The organism is Acinetobacter sp. YH12236 (assembly GCF_013417645.1).
Classification (GTDB): Bacteria; Pseudomonadota; Gammaproteobacteria; order Pseudomonadales; family Moraxellaceae; genus Acinetobacter.
In genome coordinates this window covers 1-19,287 of record NZ_VPDM01000028.1, presented here as the reverse complement: position 1 = coordinate 19,287, position 19,287 = coordinate 1, and the positions used below count along the sequence as shown (strand labels likewise).

Annotated in this window: 16 protein-coding genes and 1 other RNA gene; 6 read left to right on the top strand and 11 right to left on the bottom strand. The window is 39.8% G+C overall.

Annotated elements, in window-relative coordinates; translation table 11 throughout:
- Nucleotides 1-108: 108 nt before the first annotated feature.
- From ssrA to FTV14_RS12070, 3 genes are all read left to right on the top strand, one after another.
- Nucleotides 109-468, top strand: a transfer-messenger RNA (tmRNA) gene (gene ssrA, locus FTV14_RS12080).
- A 417-nt stretch (nt 469-885) separates the two neighbouring features.
- A complete protein-coding gene (locus FTV14_RS12075) occupies nt 886-1,686 on the top strand; it encodes a DUF6502 family protein (RefSeq protein WP_180053942.1) in 801 nt (266 codons plus the stop codon).
- On the top strand, nt 1,676-2,299 hold the full coding sequence (locus FTV14_RS12070) for a hypothetical protein (RefSeq protein ID WP_180053941.1): 624 nt from the start codon (nt 1,676-1,678) through the stop codon (nt 2,297-2,299). The genes FTV14_RS12075 and FTV14_RS12070 overlap by 11 nt, the downstream gene beginning before the upstream one ends.
- Nucleotides 2,300-2,464: 165 nt before the next feature.
- Here the strand turns inward: FTV14_RS12070 and FTV14_RS12065 are convergent, their stop codons facing one another.
- Nucleotides 2,465-3,589 carry an OmpW family protein gene (locus FTV14_RS12065; RefSeq protein WP_180053940.1) on the bottom strand — a complete coding sequence of 375 codons (1,125 nt, stop codon included), beginning with the start codon at nt 3,587-3,589 and terminating at the stop codon, nt 2,465-2,467.
- A 646-nt stretch (nt 3,590-4,235) separates the two neighbouring features.
- Between FTV14_RS12065 and FTV14_RS12060 the strand changes: the two genes are divergently transcribed.
- The gene (locus FTV14_RS12060) at nt 4,236-5,243 is read left to right on the top strand and encodes an NAD(P)-dependent alcohol dehydrogenase (protein WP_180053939.1); all 1,008 of its coding nucleotides are present in this window, start codon (nt 4,236-4,238) and stop codon (nt 5,241-5,243) included.
- A 176-nt stretch (nt 5,244-5,419) separates the two neighbouring features.
- Here FTV14_RS12060 and FTV14_RS12055 read toward each other — a convergent pair whose 3' ends face one another.
- Genes FTV14_RS12055 through fahA form a run of 5 tightly spaced genes read right to left on the bottom strand, consistent with a single transcriptional unit; the run spans nt 5,420 to nt 9,331 of the window.
- On the bottom strand, nt 5,420-6,067 hold the full coding sequence (locus tag FTV14_RS12055; protein ID WP_180053938.1) for a CoA transferase subunit B: 648 nt from the start codon (nt 6,065-6,067) through the stop codon (nt 5,420-5,422).
- A gap of 2 nt (nt 6,068-6,069) precedes the next feature.
- On the bottom strand, nt 6,070-6,771 hold the full coding sequence (locus FTV14_RS12050) for a CoA transferase subunit A (protein WP_180053937.1): 702 nt from the start codon (nt 6,769-6,771) through the stop codon (nt 6,070-6,072).
- A gap of 21 nt (nt 6,772-6,792) precedes the next feature.
- Nucleotides 6,793-7,368: a VOC family protein gene (locus FTV14_RS12045; RefSeq protein ID WP_004783206.1), complete on the bottom strand. Its 576-nt coding sequence runs from the start codon at nt 7,366-7,368 to the stop codon at nt 6,793-6,795.
- A gap of 20 nt (nt 7,369-7,388) precedes the next feature.
- Nucleotides 7,389-8,027: a maleylacetoacetate isomerase gene (maiA, locus tag FTV14_RS12040; protein WP_180053951.1), complete on the bottom strand. Its 639-nt coding sequence runs from the start codon at nt 8,025-8,027 to the stop codon at nt 7,389-7,391.
- 20 nt (nt 8,028-8,047) lie between these two features.
- Entirely contained in the window at nt 8,048-9,331 is a 1,284-nt protein-coding gene (gene fahA, locus FTV14_RS12035) for a fumarylacetoacetase (RefSeq protein ID WP_180053936.1), read from the bottom strand.
- Nucleotides 9,332-9,519: 188 nt separating this feature from the next.
- Here fahA and FTV14_RS12030 point away from each other — a divergent pair, with 188 nt between their 5' ends.
- Together FTV14_RS12030 and FTV14_RS12025 are read left to right on the top strand one after the other, a co-directional pair.
- Complete coding sequence (locus FTV14_RS12030) at nt 9,520-10,341, top strand: IclR family transcriptional regulator (protein WP_180053935.1); 822 nt, start codon at nt 9,520-9,522, stop codon at nt 10,339-10,341.
- A gap of 356 nt (nt 10,342-10,697) precedes the next feature.
- Nucleotides 10,698-11,129, top strand: coding sequence for a hypothetical protein (locus FTV14_RS12025; protein ID WP_005221150.1), 432 nt, complete (start codon nt 10,698-10,700; stop codon nt 11,127-11,129).
- 350 nt (nt 11,130-11,479) lie between these two features.
- On the opposite strand, the gene FTV14_RS12020 is transcribed toward FTV14_RS12025, so the two are convergent.
- From FTV14_RS12020 to FTV14_RS12000, 5 genes are all read right to left on the bottom strand, one after another.
- A complete protein-coding gene (locus FTV14_RS12020; RefSeq protein WP_005221151.1) occupies nt 11,480-12,706 on the bottom strand; it encodes an amino acid aminotransferase in 1,227 nt (408 codons plus the stop codon).
- Nucleotides 12,707-12,735: 29 nt separating this feature from the next.
- Nucleotides 12,736-14,136: an amino acid permease gene (locus FTV14_RS12015; protein WP_180053934.1), complete on the bottom strand. Its 1,401-nt coding sequence runs from the start codon at nt 14,134-14,136 to the stop codon at nt 12,736-12,738.
- 170 nt (nt 14,137-14,306) lie between these two features.
- Complete coding sequence (gene hppD, locus FTV14_RS12010; RefSeq protein ID WP_004811022.1) at nt 14,307-15,368, bottom strand: 4-hydroxyphenylpyruvate dioxygenase; 1,062 nt, start codon at nt 15,366-15,368, stop codon at nt 14,307-14,309.
- 613 nt (nt 15,369-15,981) lie between these two features.
- Nucleotides 15,982-18,138, bottom strand: a complete 2,157-nt coding sequence (locus tag FTV14_RS12005) for a TonB-dependent receptor (RefSeq protein WP_180053933.1) — start codon at nt 18,136-18,138, stop codon at nt 15,982-15,984.
- Nucleotides 18,139-18,243: 105 nt separating this feature from the next.
- Nucleotides 18,244-18,687 (bottom strand): hypothetical protein, encoded by a 444-nt coding sequence (locus FTV14_RS12000; RefSeq protein ID WP_180053932.1) that lies wholly within the window; start codon nt 18,685-18,687, stop codon nt 18,244-18,246.
- Nucleotides 18,688-19,287 lie beyond the last annotated feature (600 nt).

Here is a 19,287-nt window from a genome sequence, read left to right as displayed (position 1 = left end):
AATTATGAAATATTAGCGCAATTATGTAATCAGGCGCATTCAAAAGTGTATTTGTGTAGAAAATGCATCGTATTTTTTGCCAGTTATGCTATGATGAGCTTGTACTTTGGGGATGTTCTTGGCTTCGACGCCGATGATGAAACTCATAGATGCATGCCGAGAGCGCATTTTCTCTCGTAAATAAAATTTGCATTTAAATAGTCGCAAACGACGAAACTTACGCTCTAGCAGCCTAAGGGCTGCTTGTCCGCATCTCTGAATACTTGTGGTTAGAGATCCCGACTGAAGCGAACGCACACAAGTCCGTATAGAGTCAAGCCTCGGGGCTTTATACCAAATCTAGAGGATCGCACCTTGAACCCTGTTCGTCGGGTCTCTTGGTGTTAAAACAATAGACGATATCTAAGCATGTAGTATTCTCGAGCGTAGTGTTGGCGGACGCGGGTTCAACTCCCGCCATCTCCACCAAAATTCTTGCTATAAATCAGCCACTTATATTAAGTGGCTTTTTTATTGGCTACATGTTTATTTTAAGCGTTTACCAAATTCAGTTTAAGATGAAAAAGTTTTTTAATATTAGCTGATTACTTAAAGTATTTAATTAATCATAGTTAAAACTTAATTATTCAAAGGCGAATAATGATTGATAATTGCTGATAGGTTTTATATTAAAGAGATAATTTTTTAAAAACTGGAATAAAACTTAGTTTTCCAGATATGTATTTAAATAGAGAGACTTCCGAGTCGAGATATTTATTAGATTTTATTATTATTGTGAGAGATTTTAAGATAAATTCTTTTCTCTTTCTAAGATTCATCAAAATAGCTTTAAATATGGAACCTTAGAAACTTTTTTATTTTGGAAGTTGGGAAAATATTGACCCTATGAGCAATTCACCCACAAATGATACTGAATTTAATTTACAGCAAGTTTTGTTGCTAATGAACCATTTAACGAAATGGCTTATTCGCTCCGGGGTGGGCTATACAGAATTTTCTGCCGCTTTAAAGCCTATCTTTTATTTGCAAGCCGTGAATGAACTGGAAACTCTTGAGAAAAAAGCCACCATATCCGCAATCAGCTTATTGTCAGGGTTGCACCGTAAAGATATCACTACTTTCAAACAAGCAATTGAAGATGGCTACTTAATTACTGATACCGGCAAAACGGAAGCATTGAATATTCCTGGCCGAGTAGTCGGGATATGGGTAGCAGAAGAGTGGTCAGAACAGCTGCCTTTTCATAATCCTGATCAAGATTCATTTGTAAAATTAGTCCATAGGGTATCAAAGGAAATGCATCCCAGATCGGTACTGAATGAATTGGTGCGTCTTGGAATTGTCAGGCAGGAAAAAAAACAAGTCATTTTAGAGAAAAGAAGTTTTATTCCGGATCAATCTTCACAAGATATACGCAAGCTATTGACTGATAATTTACAAAGCCATATGCAGGCGGGTTTACATAATATTTTTTGTCCGGAACAAACGAGTTTTTTAGAAGAAAGTATACGGGCAGATGAACTGACGAGCGAATCAGTTGAAATTCTTAAAAAGCATTCACTGGAATTATGGGAAAAATATTCTGAAGACTTATTCAAACTGGCTTTAGAACGTAGTGAATTGGATGAAGGAAAATCTGATGCGAATCAGACATTTTGTTTAGGGATATATCAAAGTGATACATAAAAAAAGAATTTTATTGCCTATTGTCTGCGCAACGTTGTTAGCTGGTTGTGGAGAAGAGTTTTCGGCAGGTGTCGTAAAAGGTGGAACTGGAACCGGAGGAAAACCACCTTCTGGCGTGGATATCGTGGTTGAGAGAGTTCCTTTGAAGGATTCTTACTCAATTTGGCTGTCAAAACCAAAAACGGATGATTGTCAGGGGGTTAAGCGTACTCTTCAATTTCTAGATCCGACTACTTTAGAAGTGATGGAAGAAAATCAGTCACTTGAAATTACACCATCTGATGAAGTTGTGAATCAGCTTGTTTTACAGGTCCGTTGGGAAAATCAATCAGAGCAGCCTAAAACGATTTTACATCCTTCATGCAACTATCTAATCGAATTAGCAGAACTTGGCGCCGAAGCACCTATGCGTGTAATGAGCTGTGATGTAGATGAAATAGCGGCATTAAATGTAAATGATGTTTATATTCACCAGCAGATGTATCAGTTTGACTACACATCGAAAGGCGTACTGAAACATAGCATGAGCACCCAGTTCTTACCTTTAGAAGCAAGTGGCCAAGATTGTGAAAACTTATCTATTCCTTATGAAATCCAGAATATCGAAAAGTAGTTCATATTGATAAATAGTAAAAAAGGCTTTCATAGGAAATAATGAAAGCCTTACAAATGTGACATGCAAAAAAAACCACACGGATCGTGTGGTGGCATAATCATGCATGCCTCAAAGGAAAGAAGGGACAGTGCTTGAAAAAATTAAAATAAGAATTGATGAAAATTAAAAACGATAACCTATACCCACATAGGAAATTAGCGGATCGACATCAATTTTGGTAGAGGCCTGAATCAGTTTCTCGCCCGTATTTTTATTGGTCACCGTGATATCGGTCTTATTATTTAATTTTGCATAAGAAACTGAAGCAGTTGCATACCAGCTAGAGTTTAAATCATAGTTAAAACCTAATGAGACGATAGGTGCAATAGCATCATCTGCGGTGGTTTTTACTTGGATATCTCCACTTGAAACTCTACCCTCGAGCGCTGCTCCTGCTTCACCATCATAGATATTTTGAATCATGTGGCCAGCTGCAATCAGATCATTTTTAACGCCGCCATTTAATTTAATATCAGTGTAATGAGCAAACATGACACCGGCACCGATATAAGGTCGGAACTTGTTAACACCCGGTTTGCCAAAGTGATAAATCGCCTCAAGTGCAGGTGTCCAAGCACGTGCAGAAGCAGCAGTATCATATTTATCTAAGTCAGTAATGAGAATATCATTTTTCAAATATAAGTTCTGGTTTGGCGCGATAGGATGACCTACTGCTGAAAATGGTGCGTAGACTTGTCCTTTACCCTTCAAATCGACTTTTGGTGGAATGCCTCCAATCATTTGCAGAGAAACATTTTCATTCACATAGTAGTCCAGCATTAAGCCCAAAGTATCAATATCTTCGACTTCTATACCCGCATTTGAGTTCCAGTTTGATAAGCCAGAAATCTCAGCCGTACCGGTTAAACTGGTTAATGCATCTCTTAATTTTTCAGGATCATCCCCGAATTCGTTATAAAAACCATCACGCATCCAGTCAAACATTGATGGATAATTCAAAAATGGTCTGGTGATTGTCCCAATTAGACCTTGTTCAGCTGGTGTTAAATCAGTCTTGTTGTAATCAATATTTGATCGGATGGTATCACCTGTAATATCTCCTACTCGAGCAGATCTTCCTTCTTCCACGCCAGTTTTAATTCGCATCGGATTGGCATTTCCTTGTGATTTGATATGTAACCATCCGGTAGATACAGAGAATCTTTTAAATTCTGCATAACTCATTTGTGTAGTAGCAATGAGGGCAGCTACGACTATTCCTTTACCCAAACTATTTGATGTTTTCATATCCATTTCCTATTTTTTTAATGATGGCTAACTGCTGCGCCACTATAGTTTTTTTTGAATAAAAAAACCTTAAAAAAATTTACGAAACAGTTACATAATGTTATTTTTAATTATTTTTAATTATTAGTTAATGTAATTATATTTTAATAATATTATTGATATATATGTAAATAAAATAATTTTTAGACAAATTTATTGATATAAATAAAGACTTAAAAATTTTCGCATTTTTTATAGTTGTTGCTGATTAAAAATCCTCAAATAGAATAAATTGATTAAAATTTAATCAGAAATGATTTAAAAAATTTTACTTGTTCCAAGATTATTCATGTTATTTCATAGTCCAGAAAATTTAAGAAAGAATGTAAAAAATCGATTTGTAGAGGAAGTGAGATCTTAAAATTTAGATGAATAATTGTTTAATTGAGGCATTTGAGTTGATGAAATTTTAGTCTTTTTAATTTGGAGAGGAATGGATTTTTTTAAATTCGATAGAGGATGATTTTAAAAGTTCTTTCAGATCTTTTTCTAAGGGTTGGGTAAAGATGTAAACGTTTTTTGTTCGTGTTTATGAGAAAACTACGTAAACGTTATAATCCAAGTTATAAGATGACAAACCAATAGCTTAATAAACAGAGTCAAATTTATGAAAGCAGCTTTACGAGGTCAAACACCAGGTTTAGATCAAATAGAATTGGCAGATATTAACGATCCTGGAAAGCCGGGTCATGGAGAGATTAGAGTTCGAATTCTCAGTAACTCGCTTAATTTCCATGATTATAACGTCGCAATAGGAGTTCTTCCTGCAGATCCAGGTCGACTGTTGATGGCTGACGGGGCGGGAGTCGTTGAAGAAATCGGCGAAGGGGTGGCTGAATTTGCTGTTGGAGATCATGTCGTTTCCCTGTTTTTCCCTAACTGGGTGAAAGCTGAGTGTCCGCAAGCTGATTTTAGCTATACGCCAGGTGATGGAATTGATGGCTATGCAACTTCATATGTAGTTCGACCTGAAAACTGGTTTACTCATGCTCCCAAAGGCTGGACTCATCATGAAGCAGCAACCCTACCAACGGCTGGATTAACCGCATGGCGTGCACTTGTGGTGGAAGGAAAAATCAAAGCGGGAGACGATGTGCTAATCCTTGGAACAGGTGGTGTTTCAATATTTGCACTTCAGTTTGCCCTGAAGATGGGCGCAAGGGTGTGGGCAACGACTTCATCAAAGGAAAAAGCAAAATGGCTTCTCGAACAGGGCGTTGCGGGTGTTGTAAATTACCGCGAAGAAGAAAACTGGGGCAAGAAAATCTTTGAGATGACAGGCAACCGGGGTGTTGACCATGTGGTCGAAATCGGTGGACCGGGTACGCTTGCTCAATCTATTGCAGCTTCTCGTATAAGCGGACACATTACCTTGATTGGCGTATTTACGGGTATTAGTGGAGATGTGCCAACAGCTGCAATTATGGCGAAACAGCTGACTATTAAAGGCGTAACGGTAGGAAATCGTTCTGAACAGCAGGATATGATCAGAGCATTGGAAGCAACAGATATTCATCCAATGATTGATAAAGTGTTCCCGCTAGAGGAAATTCAGGCAGCTTTCGAATATCAACGTGATGGCAAACATATTGGTAAAATTTGTTTAGACGTATGATGATTTAAAGTTAATGGGTTTCGGAATTTAATTCCTATCATTACCTAAATTAGAAATAGCCTTAAATCGAAAAGATCTAAGGCTATTTTTTTGTATAGGATAATAAAGATAAAAACTCGTATCAGATTCATATTATCTTAACTAAACAGAGATTATTAAAAGTGACCAACTATTAATCAGGCAGCTTCAAGTCTATCTGTAATCAGCTTAACTCTAGTCGCAGCTTTAATCTGCTCCAGTGTGACATCTTGAGCGAGTTCTACCAAAACCACTCCGCGTGAAGTAATATCCATCACACCGAGATCCGTAATGATCCGGTTGACGACACCTTTACCGGTCAGCGGCAAGGTACATTGAGGAACGATTTTCGGTGAACCGTCTTTCGCCGTATGCTCCATTAGAACGACAACTTTCTGCACGCCTGCTACCAGATCCATGGCACCGCCCATACCTTTGACTTTCTTGCCCGGAATCATCCAGTTGGCCAGATCACCTGTTTCAGAGACTTCCATCGCACCTAAAATCGCAATATTCACGTGGCCCCCGCGAATCATGGCAAAGGATTCAGCACTTGAGAAGAAGGCAGCACCTTTGCGGGCAGTGACTGTCTGTTTACCGGCATTAATCAGGTCTGCATCAACTGTTTCTGCAGTCGGGAATTCATCAATGCCTAAGAGGCCATTTTCAGACTGGAGCCAGACATTGATATTTTCTGGAATATAGTTGGCGACCAAGGTTGGCAAGCCAATACCGAGATTGACATAGAAACCATCTTCCAGTTCCTGTGCCGCACGCTGAGCCATTTCATTTCGAGTCCAGGCCATGATTATGCTCCTGCCTTTAAGGTCATCTGTTCAATTCGCTTTTCCGGTGCAGCATTAACGATGATTCGATTGACATAAATTCCAGGTAGATGAATATCATCCGGATCAAGTTCACCAATCTCTACAACCTGTTCAACTTCAGCCACAGTGATTTTACCGGCCATCGCACATTCAGGATTGAAATTACGCGCAGTTTTACGGAAGACCAAATTGCCTGCCTTATCCGCTTTATAGGCTTTAACCAATGCCACATCCGCGGTTAATGACTTTTCCAGAATAAACTCTTTACCATCAAATTCACGGACTTCTTTGCCTTCGGCAACCAATGTGCCAACACCTGTTTGAGTGTAGAAAGCAGGAATTCCAGCACCGCCAGCACGTAATTTTTCAGCCAGTGTGCCTTGAGGTGTCAGCTCTACTTCCAGTTCACCATTCAGATATTGGCGCTCAAATTCCTTGTTCTCACCGACATAAGAAGAAATCATTTTTTTGATCTGTTTAGTTTGCAGCAATTTGCCCAAACCAAAATCATCCACACCGGCATTATTGGAAATACAGGTCAGGCCAATCACACCAGTATTTTTTAAAGCTTCAATGAGTGCTTCAGGAATACCGCATAAACCAAATCCGCCAACGGCGAGCGTTTGATGATCTGCCACGATATCCGTTAAAGCTTCCTGAGCATTGGCAATGACTTTATTCATCAGAAATCCTTTTCTTAAAATTCAAGCGTCCATCTTGGCTTCACGAGCGCTATGGTCTAATTCATCCGCATGCAGGAAGTGGGTATGTGAAGGCGCGCGTTTGGTTTTGCTCCATTGTTCCAGCATGTCATACTTCATTTCTTCGGTAATCATGGCGATTTTCTGTGGTGCTTTTTCATCATCATAAGCCAGTTCCAGACGGTGGCCATTTGGATCGAAGAAGTAAATTGAATGGAAAATGCCGTGATTGGTAATGCCCAGTACATCTACGCCATTGGCTTCCAGATGCTCTTTGGCCTGAACCAGTGCCTGACGATCTTTCACTTTTAAGGCAATGTGCTGCACCCATTTCGGGGTGTTTTCATCACGACCCATTTCCGGTTGGGTGGGTAGTTCAAAGAAGGCCAGTACATTGCCATTACCAGCATCTAAAAACAGATGCATATACGGGTCGAAAGCTTTAGTAGAAGGAACATGGTCCTCAGCAAAAGCCAGAATAAAGTCCATGTTCAGGTTCTTTTTGTACCATTCCACGGTTTCTTTAGCATCTTTACAGCGGTAGGCGACATGGTGAATTTTTTCGATTTGAATGGTCATGTTTATATCCTTATATATTCTTATGCTGCATCGGGCTGCGCTTCAGGTGCAGCTTTTTGAAATGCGTCCAGTGAAGTGCAATGGGCATAAATCGATTCAATTTTCGGAAAATCCGAAAGATCGATTTTGAAACGTTTAGCGTTATATACCTGTGGAATCAAACAGCAATCTGCAAGGCTAGGCTGATCTCCAAAACAGAATTGGCCATTTGAATGCGTTAATTGAGCTTCAATCGCTTTTAAGCCGGTGACGACCCAGTGTCTGTACCATTCGGTTTTCTGTTCATCGCTGGCATTCAGGGTTTTACTGAGGTGCTGAAGTACACGCAGATTGTTGAGTGGATGAATGTCACAGGCAATATTCAGACTAAAGGCCCGGATCAGGGCACGCTGTTGCAAATTCTTGGGCAACAGGGGAGTTTCCGGAAATTTTTCTTCCAGATATTCAATCATGCTGAGCGACTGGGTCAGCGTGAAATCATCTTCAATTAAGGCAGGGACCAGCTCACCCGGATTGACCCGACGAAATGTTTCACTATGCTGTTCGCCGCCATTGTTCACCAGATGAACCGGGATATGTTCTGCTTCGAGTCCTTTCAGGTTGAGCGCAATACGAACCCGGTAAGCGGCCGAACTCCGAAAATAGGTATACAGTTGCATGGTCATGATTTCACCCCGGACTATTCAGTAAAACCGAAATCAATCGCTGGCAAGATTTTGCCGCTCACAGCACCGAAACCGATACGCAGACCCTCTTTTTCACAATGACCTTTCATGATCACGGTGTCGCCGTCCTGAATGAAGGTGCGTTGTTCACCATTCGACAAAGTCAGTGGCTTGGTGGCATTCCAGGTGATTTCCAGTAATGAACCATAAGAGTTAGGCGTAGGACCTGAAATCGTACCTGAACCCATCAGATCACCGACCTGAACATTACACCCTGCAATAGTGTGATGAGCCAGTTGCTGTGCCATCGACCAGTACATATATTTGAAATTGGTTTCGCAGATGACATCAGCCTGGTCTGAATTTTCAGGCTGAATTTCAACAGACAGGTTAATGTCATAGCTATTACTGCTGTTATCTTCATGCAGATAAGCCAGAGGTTTTGGATCCTGAACAGGTGAACCGGTTTTAAATGGTTCAAGCGCTTCCATGGTTACGATCCATGGCGAGATCGAAGAAGCGAAAGTTTTGGCATTGAATGGACCTAGGGGCACATATTCCCATTGCTGCAAATCGCGCGCCGACCAGTCATTAAATAGCACCATACCAAAAATGTGGTCCCAGGCATTTTCAATCGCAATTGGCTCACCCAGATGATTTGGCTTGCCAATAATAAAACCGGTTTCCAGTTCGAAGTCGAGTTTGCGGCATGCAGAAAAGACTGGGCGTTCAGAATCCGGTAACTTGATCTGTCCAGATGGACGCACGATCTCTGTACCGCTGACAATCACGGAGCTGGCACGACCGTTATAACCGACCGGAAGTTCTGACCAGTTGGCTAACAGTGCATTTTTTGGATCACGGAACATACAGCCGACATTAGTGGCATGTTCTTTGGACGAATAGAAATCGGTATAGCCCGGAATACGCACCGGCAGATGCATTTTGACGTCTGACTGTTTAAAGAAAACCTGATCACGGAGTTCCTGATTGTCACGCAATTCGGCATGATCTGCTGACAACAGCGTCTGTAACTCTGCTCGTACTTTAGACCAGTTGGCTTTACCCAACTCAATAAAACTATTCAAAGTTGGCTGATTAAAAAATTGCTGATCTTGTTCCAGCTTTAAATAACCCTTTGCTTCCAATGCTGCTAGATCAACCACCCATTCTCCAAGTGCCACCCCAGCACGTGGTTGGGTGTTTTGCTCATTACTGAAAATACCATAAGGCAAGTTTTCTAAAGGGAAATCTGAATCAGGAGCGATGTCGATAAATGACTTTAAACGCGTCGTCATAAATATGAATCCTTTCCGTGGAAAATTTAAGTTCTATACAGAATCATACTTATATTTTTAAATTACGCAATAAATAATTTGATTATGTATAATGTAAATTTGTTAATATGCGGCTATGATCTGAATCTGGAATCAGATTTGGCCGAACAAAATTTTTGATTTCGGTAGTACAATGGTTTTATAGAGCCATGAAAATTAATGCGTATATGCAGGATGAAACGATGAACGTTGAGGAAGAAAAATTACAGGGAGGGGTGCAGTCTCTAGAAGTAGGATTAACTGTACTCGATGCATTGACTGAACATAATGCACCGATGATGTTAAAAGAGCTGTCAGAAGTCCTGTCTATGCATCCTGCAAAAGTGCATCGCTATGTGGTGAGCTTGATACGTAAAGGGTATGCCCAGCAGCTCAGTGACGGGCGATATAGCCTGGGTGAGCGTGCTCACGCATTTGGCGTTAATGCCTTAAAGCGTACCGATATGCTGGAATTAACCCAAAAATATATTACGCAGATTCAGCAGCATTTAAATTGCAGTATTCATGTCAGTAAATGGTTCGCCGATGGTGCTGTGGTGGTTCAGTCGCTTGAATCCAACCATGTATTTAATATTATTACCCGGGTCGGCTCGCGTATGCCTTTGCTAAAATCGGCAACTGGTCGTTTACATGCCTGCCTTCAGCCAGAACACATCATCAAGCCTTTACTGGAAAAAGAGTGGGCGAGTAGCGCTAAAGCAGGTCAATATCCTGCGAACTGGGAAGAATTCTTGCAGCTTAAAGAGAAAATCCTGCAGCAGGGTTATGCGTCAGTGACCGGTGATATGATGGCAGGCATTCATGCAGTGGCGATTCCGGTATATAACTTCAGCCGACAGCTTGATCATGTGATTACCTGTATCGGCACCGAAGACCAGTTGCCAGCAGATCAAATGCAACAAGCTATTGATTATCTGCTAGGGATTCAGCAACAGATTGATGCCTTATTTAATCCAGAGGTCGCTGTCTAACACTTTCATTAATTGCAGATCACTTTTAGTCATTTCATAGATCCAGACCTGATTGAGGTACTGGATCTTTTTTATATCCAGCATTTGATCGTTAGAGAGAAATTAAAAAGTGGCTTAATTATGAAGTAAAATAAGAATGCTTATTCTTATTTTAATGATATGCAATTTCACAGAAAATTGAACAGAGATTTCTAACTCTTGGTCGCTTTAGAGTTTGTATAACAGCCTTTATTTTAAATTAAAGTATCAATTTGGTTTAACTAATTAATTTTAAAAAAATTAAAAATTATGTCGCAATATAGACAATTTTTATAATAACTTTTATTTTTATAATTCAATATTAAAGAATAAAAATTATGACCTTATTAAAAACACATATAGAGTTTCGATCTGATAACTTTCCTCCAACCTCTGAAGAGAAAGAAGAGTGGGACAGACAAATTTGGGGACATACATTAGCAAAATACTTATCAGAAGAACTTCCTAAGTATGGCTTAAATGTATCAGATTTCATAAATGAGGATTGGGGATATTTAATACCCTTAGCGGACGAAAAATTTAAAGGTATTTGGGTTGGATGTAATCATTATCAAGAGTATGAAAATGGTTTTTTGGTTTTCATAGATCCTTGCAGGCCAATAATTAAGAAAGGATTTTTTAAGAAAATTGATATATCAGAGCAACTAACATTTGTAGCTGATATTTTGAATGAGATACTTACAAGTAATCCTGAAATCTATGCTCAACATTGGTGGGATGAAAAGGATATGAAATTGATTGGAGAATAATCTTAAGATCTCCTAAAATTAACATAATACACGTTATACTTAATTATTTTTATTTATATAAATCATATATTTAAATTGTGATAAGAAGCTCGATCATCTTAGATTGGGCTTTTTTTATGATTTTTTATGTTTCACGAATAATAAAGAAGTAATGTCCCACGGTTTCATACAATCTCATTAATTCCAAATCAAAAAGTATCCAGATGAAATAAGAATAGATATCCAAGTGGTTACGGATTTTGCCCAAGAACATGACCTGACTCTATTTTTATTTAAAAAGATCAAATCACCATTCATAAAAAAAGCCTTCGAGCACTCAAGCTAGAAGGCTTTTAAAAACTTACTGTTTTTTAAGCGATCAATGGTTCAGCTTCATTCTCCATTTTAATCACCGCAGCCATCGACTCGGCAACATAATCAATATTGCTGAGGTTCAGGCCTGCTGTACACATCCGGCCACTACGAACCAGATAAATACCATAATGCTGTTTTAACAGATCCACTTGCTCAGCAGTTAAACCAGTATAGCTAAACATACCTTGCTGTTGAGTCAGGTAGCTGAAATCAAGTTCTGGCAATGCCTGAGACAATTTTTCTTTGAGTAAGCCACGCATGCGTAAAATACGCTGGCGCATTTCTTCAACTTCAACCTGCCATTGCTGAAACAGTTCAGGAGTATTTAACACCTGACTGACCAATAGCGCACCATTGGCCGCTGGACTTGAATAAATCCGGCGAACTGTGGCTTTTAACTGGCCTAAAACATTTTGTGCGCTTGTGGAATCATCGCAAACAAAACTTAAGCTACCAATCCGTTCTCCATATAAAGAGAAGATTTTGGAAAATGAATGGCTGACGATGAAATTCATACCGGCTTGATCAAGTGCACGAATGGCATAGGCATCTTGTTCCAGACCCTGACCGAAACCTTGATACGCCATATCTAGGAACGGAATTAAGGATTGAGATTTTAATACTTCAATGACCTGATCCCATTCATGTGGCTGTAAATCTGCACCAGTCGGGTTATGACAGCATGGGTGCATTAACACAATACTGTGAGCGGGCAGTTGTTTTAAGCAATCCAGCATCGCCGGGACATTAACGGCATTGGTTTCAGCATCATAATAAGGATAGAAATGGGTTTGAATACCCGCACCGTTAAAGATCGCAATATGGTTTTCCCAAGTCGGCTGGCTCACCCATATTTCAGATTCTGGAAAATATTTCTTTAAAAAGTCAGCGCCGACTTTTAGTGCACCTGAGCCACCCAAAGTCTGAATCGTGACCACACGACCTTGCTCGCGGGCAGGGCTGGAGGTTCCAAAAATTAATTCCTGTGCAGCCTGGTTAAAGCTGTTCAGACCATCCATCGGCAAATAAACACGGACTTTATTATAGTCAGGGGTCAGGTAAGTATAGGCTTTTTGCACTGAGTCTAGTTGCGGCACAATATTGTCTTCGTTGTAATATAGGCCGATGCTTAAGTTGACTTTGTTACTACGCTGATCTTTGTTGAATTCTTCCATTAAAGAGAGAATCGGATCGCCGGCATAAGTATCAATATGTTGAAACATGAATCTATCCTAATCTAATCAATATGCGATTACGCTTCTGGTAAGGTGCTAATTTTGCTGTTATCTAAAATAGCAGTCTGAGACTCCTGTTTGCGCTTAAAGAAGTAGGCAACCGAGAGAATACCAATCCAGACCGGAATCATGATGACAGCCACACGCATGTTCGGGGTGCTGCTCATAATTAGCAGAATACCGCCCATAAATGTGATACATAAATAGTTGGTGAATGGATAAGCCACACTTGGAAAATCGGTTTTGGTCTGCATGCGGTTCATGGATGTCTTGAATTTCAAATGAGTATAGGAAATAACAAGCCAGTTAATCACGATGGCAGCAACCACCAGCATCATCAACATGCTAAAGGCTTTTTCCGGCACCAGATAATTTAATAAAACGCACATCAAGGTGAAAAACGCTGAAACCATCACTGCATTCACAGGGATGCCACGCTGATTAATCTTGCTTAAGAACTTCGGTGCATTACCTTGTTGGGCTAAACCTAACAGCATACGGCTGGTACAGTAGTTAGTACTGTTATATACCGAAACCGCTGCGGTTAACACCACGAAATTCAAAACTCCAGCAACTGTTTGACTACCTAAAGAATCAAAAATCATCACAAATGGACTACCACCTTGTGCCATCATGTTCCAAGGGTAAAGCGATAAAATCACTACCAGACTCAGGATATAAAATAACAGGACACGGTAGACAATCTGGTTGACTGCTTTAGGTAAGGTCTTTTTCGGGTTATCGGTTTCAGCGGCTGCGATCCCGACCAGTTCAATGCCGCCAAAAGCAAACATGATCATGGCCATCGCCATAATCAGACCCATAATCCCATTCGGGAAGAAGCCGCCGAGTTGCCATAAATTTTCCAGACTGGACTGGCTGTAGCCGCTGCCACTAGTAAGTAGGTAACTACCGAACGCAATCATGGCAATAATTGCACCAACTTTAATGATCGCCAGCCAGAACTCCATTTCACCGAATAATTTCACGTGAAGCAAATTAATGATATTGATGAAAATGAAGAAGCCGAGGGCAGAGACCCAAGTCGGAATTTCTGGCCACCAGTAATGGATATAAAGACCGACGGCACTTAATTCGGCCATACAGACCAGAATATTCAGTACCCAGTAATTCCAGCCCGACATAAATCCGGCAAATTTGCCCCAGTATTTATAAGCGAAATGACTAAAAGAACCGCTCACAGGTTCATGTACAATCATTTCACCCAGCTGGCGCATCATTAAGAAGGCAATCAAGCCTGCAATGGCATAACCTAAAATAACAGAAGGCCCAGCAAGCTTGATCGTTTGTGAAATTCCAAGAAACAGTCCGGTACCAATTGAACCACCGAGTGCGATGAGCTGAATATGCCGGTTACTTAAACCTTTTTTTAGGTTTCCTTGTTCAATGTGCTGCATTTTTATTCATCATCCATGTGAGATTAAGCGCTGAACTATGATGTGCTTTATTATTTTTATGCCGTCATCGATGCAGAATCTTAAGTGTTATACGAGCGTATACGTTGAAACAGAGGCAACCATACCGATGCATATGACACTACATAGACACCGGTATGGTTTTAAAAAGGTCAGGCTTTAGAAATGTCTAAAACACCACGTTTGATCTGATCACGTTCGATTGATTCAAATAGGGCCTTAAAGTTACCTTCACCGAAACCGTCATCGTCTTTACGCTGGATAAACTCAAAGAACACTGGGCCAATCATGTTTTCAGAGAAAATCTGTAACAGCAGGCGTTTGTTACCATCTTTGGTATTGCCATCGAGCAGAATGCCACGTTTTTGTAGCTCATCCGCTGGCTCACCATGATTTGGCAGACGTTCATCCAGCATTTCATAATAAGTGCTTGGCGGTGGCGTCATGAACTTGGTGCCTAAAGCTTTCAGCTTGTCCCAAGTTTCAAGCAGGTCATCACAGATAAAGGCAATGTGCTGAATGCCTTCTCCATTGAATTCGTTCAGGAACTCAGCGATCTGGCCATTACCTTTGTCTGAATCTTCATTCAGTGGAATACGGATCTTGCCATCTGGTGCTGTTAGTGCCTTAGAAGTCAGGCCAGTGTATTCGCCTTTAATATCGAAGTAGCGGATTTCCTGGAAGTTGAAAATCTTTTCATAGAAATCTGCCCAGTACTGCATACGACCTTTATAAACATTATGCGTTAAATGATCGATTTCATTCAGGCCAGTGCCGACTGGACGCGATGGAACATTATCAAAGAAGATAAAATCATTTTGGTAAATGTCACAATCGACCAGGAAGATTGGAGAACCACCGATTCCTTTAATCGCAGGGATGTTAAGCTCCATTGGGCCGATTTTGCTATAAATCGGTTCTGCACCGATTTCAATCGCCTTTTGAAAAGCTTTTGCCGCATTCTTGGTACGGAAGCCCATTGCACAAGCAGAAGGACCGTGCTCTTTATAGAAAAATGCTGCATATGATTCAGGCTGATAATTCAGAATGATATTAATATTGCCCTGGCGCCATAAATAGACATTTTTCGATTTATGCTTCGCCACTTTAGTGAATCCGATGGCTTGGAAAACAGGATCCAACTGACCATCTTCAGATACAAATTCAATAAATTCGAATCCACATAGTTCTAATGGATTGGCTAATTCATTCATACAACATCCTCATTTTTTAGAAGCAATCCTATTGCTCATCTTTTACTGTCTGTTCAGGCTCTACGGAGGTATCACTGCCGTTTTATATTGAGAAGACAAATCCGTTTGCCTGACTTCTTTGACTTGCTGAACTGCATCGATTCCTGATGCACACAAGAAAAAGAAGGAATTTAACTCATCATACTGGATCTTGAATATTATTCAATACGTAATTTAATTACGTAATAAATAATTTCATAAAATATGGGGTTAATTTATAACATAAATTAATGTTATTCATAAAAAATATTTTTTGGATAATTCCAAGATACTAAATCATAGGAAATGTAGTTTTTTGTAAGGAAAATTTATTTCAAATACTCATATCAAAAAGGCTTATGAACACAAGTTTTTGTTATGGAAATTTAAGAAAATGAAATATTAAAAACTTAGCTTCAACTTGTTTTGATATTCAAAAAAAAAGCCCTTAAATAATTAAGAGCTTTAGTCATACAATCCAGTTATATCTAATGGTCATACCGGTTTCAGCATTCAACACTGAAAGGATAGGCATCTTCGAATAGAGATCAAAACAAGCTGAGTGTTTATCTCCTGGCAACGATTTAAACAGGTTTTAAAAGCGATACTTTGCTCCTATCGTGATGTTTAAAGGCAAAGCATATTGAGGAATCGTACCTGAACTTGAAGTATTGATGCTGCCATCCGCCAGATAACTGAGACCCTGATCATAATAAGACTGATCTGTAATATTCTGGGCAATGGCAAATAGCTGTAATTGAGGAGTGGCTTGATAATTTGCACTCAGATCAACCGTTAAGGCTCCCTCATTCAGCTGGGTATGCGCGGTATTATTCCAATACTCGGCAAACTCTCGTAACTGCACATTTAGATGCAGCTGGTCTGTTGCTTGCCAGGAGGCACCCCAAGTCGCATTCCAGGTCGGAATCTGTCCGATCTGCTGGCCGGTTGGCGCTACAGCAACGCTTAAATTAGAGCGAGTCAGTTCAGACTTGGTTCTTGTATAACCCGCATTCAGGCTAATACGATCGTTCACCTGAACATTTGCAATAAGTTCAAATCCTTGCATTTTGGCATCACCGGCATTGACATACTGGCGTAATGTGGCAGCAGCACTCACCCCAGTATCACAATAATTATTGCCTGCATCACAGTCGGATCGGACCACCGCATAATCAATATAATCTTTCACTTTATTATAAAAATAGGTGCCAGAAAGCGTTAAAGCATGATCGCTAAAATCAAAACCCAGTTCGGCTCCCCGGTTGGTTTGGGATTTCAGGTTAGTATTGGGAACTGTGTAATTCGAACCACCGATAAAACTACGGTACATCTGGTTCAGACCGGGTGCAGAGAAGTTTTTATAGGCTGCACCGCGTAGATCCAGTTGATTATTGAAATGATATTTAAAGCCGAGGCGGGGACTAAAGTGATTTTCATCTTGGTCAGCTAGACGGTTTTGAATCGGGCTGCCTGCATATTGTCCATAAGTTTCTGCATCCGAGGCTTTCCAGAAATCCTGACGTAAACCCAAAGTAATATCCAGAGGTAAGGTTTCAGGACGATACAAAGCTTGGGCAAGAATCCCTGCAAACTGATGCGTTGCTTCTGCGGTGATATTGCCCAAAAAACCGGTACTATTAAAAATATTCAGCGGGTCTTTCACTTCAATCTGGCGATAGTCAACGCCAAATTTAATATCTTCCAATTGTTTCCATTGGGTATTGGCAGTCAGGGAAGTACCGAAACTGTCATATTCCGCTTTTTCCTTCTGGCTGATAATCGATGTGCCATTATTTGGAGTTGCTAGGCTATAACCTGGAATAGAAGCATTTTGAGTCTGCATATCATTGGTTTGATACCACGCTAATGTATTCAATTTCCAGTCTGGGCTCAGCTCGGTGAGGCCAGTGGCAGCAATGCGAAACGTATTCCATTTATTTTCAGCATCCCGATATTGCAAGCCTTCTTCTTTAGTTTCGCTTGCAAGTAAGGCGAGTAGATACTCATCCTGCTGATTGGGGCTATAGATGGCTTTAACATTGAGCGTATCCACCTGATTTTCTGTTTTGCTCATGTCTGGATGGCGATATCGTTTCGGTACCTGCCAATAGCCATCAGACTGGCTGCCGTCATAATTCAAGCCGATTTTAAATTTTTCTGACAGCTCCCATCCTTGGCTGGCTCCGTAACTAACCGTATTAAAACTGCCATAACTTGCATAAATTGCACTGCCTTGTTCCGGCTGACGGGTAACAATATTAATTACGCCACCCATGGCCATATTGCCCCATAAACTGGTCGCACCACCGCCGCGGATTACTTCAATTCGCTCGACCTGTTCTTTAGGAATTTGGGCCCAGTTGATAGTTCTAAAATAAGGATCATTGGCGGGAATACCATCGACAAGCACCAGATTTAAACCATTGGTGGAGGTGCCAAAACCACGGATGCTGATGAGCTGGCTAGTTGGATGTAATTGGGTCGATAGGCGGGCCGGAGTAAAGACGCCAGGAATTTTGTTAATAATCTGGTCAATACTGCTTTGTGGTGCATTTTGAATCTGTTCATGTTCAATGACCGTCGTACTCATGTCCATATCCTGTAAATTACTGCCACGGCTGGCCATCACGGATATAGGTGCTAATTGTTCGAGCTGCTTTGCTGGACTTTCTTCTGCATGAATAAGATTACAAGTCAAAATTGCGAGTGAAAGTGCGCTGAATTTAAATAAATTATTTTGTGTATTCATTATTATTCCACCTGAATCAGGAAAAAAGGAATGTCGAACCACATACTGAAAGTAAGTAGTTTGAATATTTTTAAAAATAATTAAGACAACTGTTTAGGTTATGAACTAGATAGAAAGTGGAGGACCACGATTTTGGAAGAAGGTTAAGTAAAGTTTTTGATAACGCTTGAGACTGGAAACAGGTAAACGATGAGGTGTTTTGCCCAAAATTAATGTCAGTAAGATGAGAAGGCAGGCAAGCCAAACAGGATTAAAATTCTGTCCCAAAACCAGACAGAATTTACAAAAAGTATCTGCGCTATACAGGATTTTTTCTTCTACATTGCGCTGTTCAGCTAATAGGAAAGATTTCTGGATCTGCGGCTGTGTCGCTTCTAATTTAATATGATCAGAATGGGCTTCCGGTGGATTGAAAATAGCAAGTTGCTTGCAGATTCCAGACCTAAGCTCAGGATGTGTTTGCAAAATGGGCGTAATAAAGACAGAAAGCTGCATTAGCCATGCAAAGATGGCGAATATAATAGAAGCTTTCTGAAAGGTTAAACGCACAATCATCCAACCTATATAAAAGGCGTATAAATGATTATATAACGTTTTTTGATTTTAAAAGTGCTAATGGATAGTTGTAGTAATTCAAGATAGATAAATAGGGTTATGGGGGGTATATATTTAAATGAGTATTTATTTTTAAGCAAATAGAATAGTTTTATCTTTAGGTTTATTTTTTAAAATATAAATATAATCAAAAACTTACTATATTAAAATATTTTCTTAAAAATAATTTATGTATTTTATAACCTGATTTATTTTTCAAATATATTTTTAATTTTTAAAACCTCCTTATTTGTGGAGGTTGTTGTGATAAATAATGAAATCAAAATTTAATTGAATAATTTTTTAGTCAATAAAATAAAATCTTAAATTTAGAGGTATGGCTAGATTTAGCTTATTTTTATTTAACTCTTATATTTTATTTTCAAATTTTATAGGTATGCCAATTCTATCATTTTTATAAAAAAGTGCTCTGTACACGACAAATTTCACAGAACCCTTATCCTATCAGGATTCTGCTTTCTTAAAATTGCCAAAATTTCCTTAAACTCTTCTTTTTTCCCAAAACCAATTAAACGCTGAATCGCCATTTGAACA

What these genes read in the sequence shown, in the direction of transcription:
- FTV14_RS12075 (WP_180053942.1), top strand. Translation starts at nt 886, where the DNA reads ATGAGCAATTCACCCACAAATGATACTGAATTTAATTTACAGCAAGTT.
- FTV14_RS12065 (WP_180053940.1), bottom strand. Translation starts at nt 3,589, where the DNA reads ATGAAAACATCAAATAGTTTGGGTAAAGGAATAGTCGTAGCTGCCCTC.
- FTV14_RS12060 (WP_180053939.1), top strand. Translation starts at nt 4,236, where the DNA reads ATGAAAGCAGCTTTACGAGGTCAAACACCAGGTTTAGATCAAATAGAA.
- FTV14_RS12055 (WP_180053938.1), bottom strand. Translation starts at nt 6,067, where the DNA reads ATGGCCTGGACTCGAAATGAAATGGCTCAGCGTGCGGCACAGGAACTG.
- FTV14_RS12050 (WP_180053937.1), bottom strand. Translation starts at nt 6,771, where the DNA reads ATGAATAAAGTCATTGCCAATGCTCAGGAAGCTTTAACGGATATCGTG.
- FTV14_RS12045 (WP_004783206.1), bottom strand. Translation starts at nt 7,368, where the DNA reads ATGACCATTCAAATCGAAAAAATTCACCATGTCGCCTACCGCTGTAAA.
- maiA (WP_180053951.1), bottom strand. Translation starts at nt 8,027, where the DNA reads ATGCAACTGTATACCTATTTTCGGAGTTCGGCCGCTTACCGGGTTCGT.
- fahA (WP_180053936.1), bottom strand. Translation starts at nt 9,331, where the DNA reads ATGACGACGCGTTTAAAGTCATTTATCGACATCGCTCCTGATTCAGAT.
- FTV14_RS12030 (WP_180053935.1), top strand. Translation starts at nt 9,520, where the DNA reads ATGAAAATTAATGCGTATATGCAGGATGAAACGATGAACGTTGAGGAA.
- FTV14_RS12025 (WP_005221150.1), top strand. Translation starts at nt 10,698, where the DNA reads ATGACCTTATTAAAAACACATATAGAGTTTCGATCTGATAACTTTCCT.
- FTV14_RS12020 (WP_005221151.1), bottom strand. Translation starts at nt 12,706, where the DNA reads ATGTTTCAACATATTGATACTTATGCCGGCGATCCGATTCTCTCTTTA.
- FTV14_RS12015 (WP_180053934.1), bottom strand. Translation starts at nt 14,136, where the DNA reads ATGCAGCACATTGAACAAGGAAACCTAAAAAAAGGTTTAAGTAACCGG.
- hppD (WP_004811022.1), bottom strand. Translation starts at nt 15,368, where the DNA reads ATGAATGAATTAGCCAATCCATTAGAACTATGTGGATTCGAATTTATT.
- FTV14_RS12005 (WP_180053933.1), bottom strand. Translation starts at nt 18,138, where the DNA reads ATGAATACACAAAATAATTTATTTAAATTCAGCGCACTTTCACTCGCA.